Below are 5292 nucleotides of genomic sequence, written 5' to 3'. Positions count from 1 at the left end.
GAGAGAAATACTCAAACCTCGCGCAATACCAAATAGGAAAGCGCGCTACGCTTTAAGCGAAAAGGCATGTCGTTGCGAACAAAAAAGCCCCGAGCACTGCTCAGGGCCTTACATTTAACACGCGATTCACGCCTCAACGCGCTGAACCTTGCCTGCCTTAATGCATTTTACGCACACACGAAGGCGAACATTTTCGCCATCAATGGTGGTGCGAACCGGCTGAAGGTTCGGGCGGAAGGTGCGCTTATTGCGAATGTGCGAATGTGAAACGCTGAAACCGGTCTGCGGTCCCTTGCCACATACTGCGCAACGAGCTGCCATAATGGACTCCTATTTTCTTTGACTTGCAAGTCTTGCGTCGCTCACTCACGCCAATCCAAATGCAACTAACCAATGTTAAATCGCACAAACAAACAGGCATGCCTGAACGCACAACTACACAAGTATATCACTACGCCCGACATTACAGATTGCACGGCTTGCCATCGATCAAGATGCGCGAATTTTTGCGCAAATCTGCAATATTTCTGCATCCAAGCAGCGCCATAATCACGCGAATCTGCGTCTTCCAATCCTCAATCTGCTCAACAAGCGCATCCATACCGCCACAAGTGAGCGTATGCAAGAACTCGCCCGCAACTCCAACTGCGCTTGCCCCAAGCTTAAGAGCGCGCACAACATCAAGCGGCGTGCGCACTCCTCCGCTTGCAAAGACTTGCATTTGCGCAGAGTCGCAAGAATCGCCAGCAACCGCAGAGTCGCCATAATCGCGCAAAATCTCATCGCATCGCGCTATATCCAGCAACGACTCAACAGTGGTAAGCCCCCAAGAATCAAGAAACTCGTAGCCGCGCCTGCCCCCGCGCCTTGCGTTTTCAATCGCAACAAAATTCGTGCCGCCGCGCCCGCCAACGTCCACCGCGCGCACGCCAACATTTTGCAGGCGCAACACATCCCGCGCGCTCATTCCGCAGCCAGTTTCCTTAACAACAACTGGCACTTTCATTGAATCAAGCGCGCTCACAATTGCCTCAATATTGCTAAGCCACGCGCTAAAATCGCGGTCGCCTTCGCTCATAACCAGCTCTTGCGCCGCATTAAGGTGGATTTGCAACGCGTTCGCCTGTAAAATTTCCACGGCTTTAATCGCCTGCTCAGCGGCGACTCCCGCGCTCACATTCGCCATCACAAATCCGCGCGGATTAAAGCGTCTAATCACGCTAAATGTTCCCGCAAGCTGCGGATTTTTAAGCGCCGCGCTTAGCGACCCACACGCCATTGCCACGCCAGTTTTTGCCGCCACTCTAGCTAGCGACGCGTTTATATTTTCGCCATTTTTGCTGCCACCCGTCATTGCGTTAATGTACAGCGGAGCAGCCCATTTTTCGGCGGCACCAAGCACGCTCACGCTTGTATCTACGTCGCTTAACGCAAGCTGCGGCAACGCGTTTGGAATAAATCGCACTGCTTCAAACCCAGCATCCGCGCGCGATTTATATTGTTTGCACGCAAGTTTTATGTGATCGTTTTTGCGCTGCTCGATAAGCGAAGAATCGCGATTTTCATCAAATTCCGCCACTTGCAACCCAAGCGCCTCAATCCCGTTTTTTTGCCATTCGCTTTTAATGCGATTAGCCACTGCATCAAAATCTTGCGAGCGCGCAATCGCGATTCCGCAATCTCCTCCGCCTGCGCCGCTTGTTTTTGCTGGCAATCCTGCGCAATTTGCAGCCTCTATTAGCCGCGTAAGTTTTGGCGTTTCGATTAGCGTTCCCGTGATTTCGCCAAGATCTTTTAGCAGCGCTCGATTTTGCGCAAATCCGCTTAATAACGCGTTAAAATCCCCATTTTCTAGGCTTTTTGCGATTTTTTGCACGCATTTTTCGCTTTGCGCACAAAAATCTTCGTATGTTTTGGCATGTGTTTTAGCGTGCTCGCGCGCGGCTGAATCGCCAGAATTTGCGCCAGACGCTGCGCCAGCCTTCACTCCAGCCTTCACGCTTCCAACAAGCTCCGCGCTGCTGGCAGGGCTCCCCGTCCACCCAACTAAAAGTCGCAAGCCACCGCCCACTTTTAATCGTTTTACAACAAACCGCGGCCACTTTTTTTGCAGCAACTCGCACAAGCTGGAGTCGCCGCTTTCAATCATTTCCACTTCTGCTTTAAGCCATTCGCGATTGTATGCGCGGTACAATACCCACCCGCCGTATACGCTTGCAGCCACGTCTCCGCCGCTTCCCGACTTTTTTACTAGCGACGATGCGATTATGGCCAATTTGCACAGTTCTGGCGTTGCAATCGCCAACCCGTACCATTCGCACAGCGCGCGAACAGCCGCCACCGTTACCGCCGCCGAAGAGCCGAGACCGTATTTTTTGCCCGTTTTTTTATCGTCTAAATCGCTTTCAATGCGTACGTTGTATTCGCGCGCGCCGCCCTTCGAGCTCTGCGCTCCCTGCGCTCCCTGCGCTTCCAACACGCCCATCTCGCGTGCATATTCATCTACTACGTTCATTGCGGAAATCACATACGCGTAGTATTTTTTAATTTTTTCTACATTAGTTTGCGCTGGCAAATCGTTGGTTGCTGGCGATTCTTCCGCGGGCAAATCGCAAGCATCCGCGCGGGAATCAAAGCCACATCCATAACTTTTATCTAAAATAAATTCCCTGCTGTTGCCGCCAAAACGCATGCCGCCAAAACGTGCTTCGTCAAACTTCCAATATAGCGGCTCAAAGTTTTTATCCTCACACGCAATTTTTCCGTAAAAATTCCTGCCGTAAAAATTCCCACCGCAGTCGGCATCTTTAGGAAAATCGCAAGGAAAATCGCAAGCTCCAGCCGCGTCAACCGTAACTTTTACATAGCGATTCACGGCTGCAACAATCGCAGCTTTTCCATCTACAACAGCGTATTCGCCTGCAATATAAAGCTTTCCAGGAGCTTCCGCTTGAAATTTAGTCATGATTTTCTCCGTACGCCGTCACGCTAACCGCACCGCCCGCGCGCGCAATAACAAACTGCGGATTGGATTGCGCAGAGTCGGAACCCGCCGCCGCCAGCGAACCTCGCGATTGCGCAATCTCCTGCAAAACCCGCTGTCTTAACTCGTTTTTAACGCTCAAAGCCTTGCCCGCGCTAGTTAAAACCTTAACATTCGGACCCGCGTCCATTGTAGCCCAAACAGGCCACCCCTCGCCGCGCATTTGCCGCACAACTCTAAGAACGGCGTGCGTTTCTTCGCTAAGGTAGTCAACGCTAGGATTGGCCGCGCGCATCGCCGCATGCATTCCCAAGGCATTTCGCTGCGAAACCTCGCCCAACGCCTCTAAATCGCAGTTTTTAATCGCTTGCAAAGCCGTTTTAAGGTCATCCTCGCAGCTTTTAATCCAACTTTTGTAAAGCGGCGATGTTTCAACAGTTTGCCGCATTGCAACGCGGCTGGAAATCTTCTTTTTGTTGGGATTTAAAACAACGGCCACCATTGCAAGGCTCAAATCTTTTGGCAATTCGATTGGCTCCGCGTAGCTTGTTTCGCTACTCTCGCCTGCGTTCCACAGCACCAATCCGCCATAAATCGACCTGCATGCCGAGCCCGACCCCTTGCGCGCTAAAATCGAAAGTTCGCGCGCGTTTAGCTTAAGACCAGCCGCATACGACGCCGCCGCCGCCAGCGCCGCAAAACCCGATGCGCTAGACGCAAGACCCGCCGCCGTTGGAACCGTGTTTTTGCTTACGACTCGCGCTTTGCGGCTCGTTCCAGCCATTTTTCGCACCATGTCCAGCATTCTTACGATTCGCGCGCGCTCATTGCTTTGCAGCAAATCGCCACTAAGCTCTACATCGTTCAAGCAAACGGAGTCGTCTGCTAGAGAATCATCAAAGTGCACGCTGGTTTTCGTTGAAAATCCGCCCAAAGTCAAAGATAAGGAAGACGCATACGGCAAAATCAGCTGCTCATCGCGCTTTCCCCAATACTTGATTAGCGCAATGTTTGCGTTTGCTTCCGCGATTGCGCAATGCGTTTGCATCGACTCGTCAAACGCTATTTTTGGCTCAATTTCAACGTTTTCCACAATCACCTTTCTAACCGCCGATTTCCACAATCCACGTTTTAACAGCGCCCGCGCGCTCTAGCGCCAATTTTACTTTAAGCGCATCCTCGCAGCTTTGCGCAAGCGCGATAACGCAACCGCCTCCGCCGCCGCCAGTCAGCTTTGCCCCCAAAGCCCCGCCTTTGCACGCGGCCCTAACCAACGCGTCTAAAAGCGGCGTGCTCACGCCTAATTGCGTAAGAATCTCGTGCGCGCGGCTCATCTTAAGCCCAATTTCCAGCGGCCGCCCAAGCTCTAAATCGCCCTCAGCGCTAATGGCGATTTCCCCTAGCTGCTCTAGAAGCGCATCAACCTCATGCGGATTCAAATCGCGCTTTTTGCGCAAAGCTTCAACCGTATCGCGCGTTTGCCCCTTGCACCCCGAATCGGCCAAAACAAGCCACGCGTGCATGCGTATATTTATGTTGCTAAATTCGCCGCCAAAAAATCGCACCGCGCGCGCCGCAGCCGTAGCCTTAGCGTCTAATCCCGAAGCCTTTCCATGCGCAACATTTTCCGCCTCTTGCGTGAGCGCAAACAGCTCGTCCTCGCTGGCTTCAATCGAGTAAAAATCTAGAATCGCACGGATTACGGCACCCGCCGCCGCAGCCGACGACCCCAATCCTCGCTCTGGCGGAAAATCGCAAGCGGTTTCCACCTGCAACGCTTCGCCGCGCCAATTTGCAAATTGCAAAGCCTTATAAATCGCGGTTTTAACTGAGTCCAAGCGCTTTGGCGCGTTTTGCAATGGCCCGCAAAAATCCAGTGCTTTAAGCGTTATGCCGTTTTTTTCATCCGCGATTGATGTATTTGAGGCGTTCGACGCGTTTGATGTGATTGGCGCGTTTGCTCTCTTGACTGTGGCACGCATCTTAAGATTCTTCAACGGAATAGCCACTGCGCTGTAGCCGTAAACCACCGAGTGCTCGCCAAAAAGAATCACTTTTGCGCAAGTTTCGCCAACGCCACTTGCTAAACCGCTGCACTCGCTCACTAATCCTCCTTTGCAATGCTCTACAGGCTCACTCGTCGCCACTGCAATCGTCGCCACTGCAATCGTTCGCGTTAGGCTAGTCACATTTTCCCAACTTTTATAATTTAGTATCTAAAACGATTTAACACCACGATTTGCCGCATACACACACAACACATTCACATTTCCCGAATTTGTACCAAATTTGGCCTAAATCACGTACAA

The 5292-nt window shown here is 52.0% G+C and carries 4 protein-coding genes; all 4 read right to left on the bottom strand.

Going from position 1 to position 5292, the window contains the following annotated elements; all coding sequences use genetic code 11:
• Positions 1-126: 126 nt before the first annotated feature.
• Positions 127-321 (bottom strand): 50S ribosomal protein L28, encoded by a 195-nt coding sequence (gene rpmB / locus HMPREF3216_RS03070; protein ID WP_004105392.1) that lies wholly within the window; start codon positions 319-321, stop codon positions 127-129.
• Between the two features lie 142 nt (positions 322-463).
• Positions 464-2965, bottom strand: coding sequence for a type 2 isopentenyl-diphosphate Delta-isomerase (gene fni / locus HMPREF3216_RS03065; protein ID WP_060786886.1), 2502 nt, complete (start codon positions 2963-2965; stop codon positions 464-466).
• Complete coding sequence (gene mvaD / locus HMPREF3216_RS03060) at positions 2958-4076, bottom strand: diphosphomevalonate decarboxylase (protein WP_060786885.1); 1119 nt, start codon at positions 4074-4076, stop codon at positions 2958-2960. The genes fni and mvaD overlap by 8 nt, the downstream gene beginning before the upstream one ends.
• Positions 4077-4086: 10 nt before the next feature.
• Entirely contained in the window at positions 4087-5088 is a 1002-nt protein-coding gene (gene mvk / locus HMPREF3216_RS03055; protein ID WP_230953854.1) for a mevalonate kinase, read from the bottom strand.
• Positions 5089-5292: the final 204 nt, after the last annotated feature.

The sequence above is a fragment of the Gardnerella vaginalis genome, assembly GCF_001546455.1.
Taxonomy (GTDB): domain Bacteria; phylum Actinomycetota; class Actinomycetes; order Actinomycetales; family Bifidobacteriaceae; genus Bifidobacterium; species Bifidobacterium vaginale_B.
This window is presented reverse-complemented; position numbering and strand designations above follow the sequence as displayed.

Excerpts from the sequence above, each read along its gene's own strand:
- rpmB (WP_004105392.1), bottom strand. The coding sequence starts at position 321 with ATGGCAGCTCGTTGCGCAGTATGTGGCAAGGGACCGCAGACCGGTTTC.
- fni (WP_060786886.1), bottom strand. The coding sequence starts at position 2,965 with ATGACTAAATTTCAAGCGGAAGCTCCTGGAAAGCTTTATATTGCAGGC.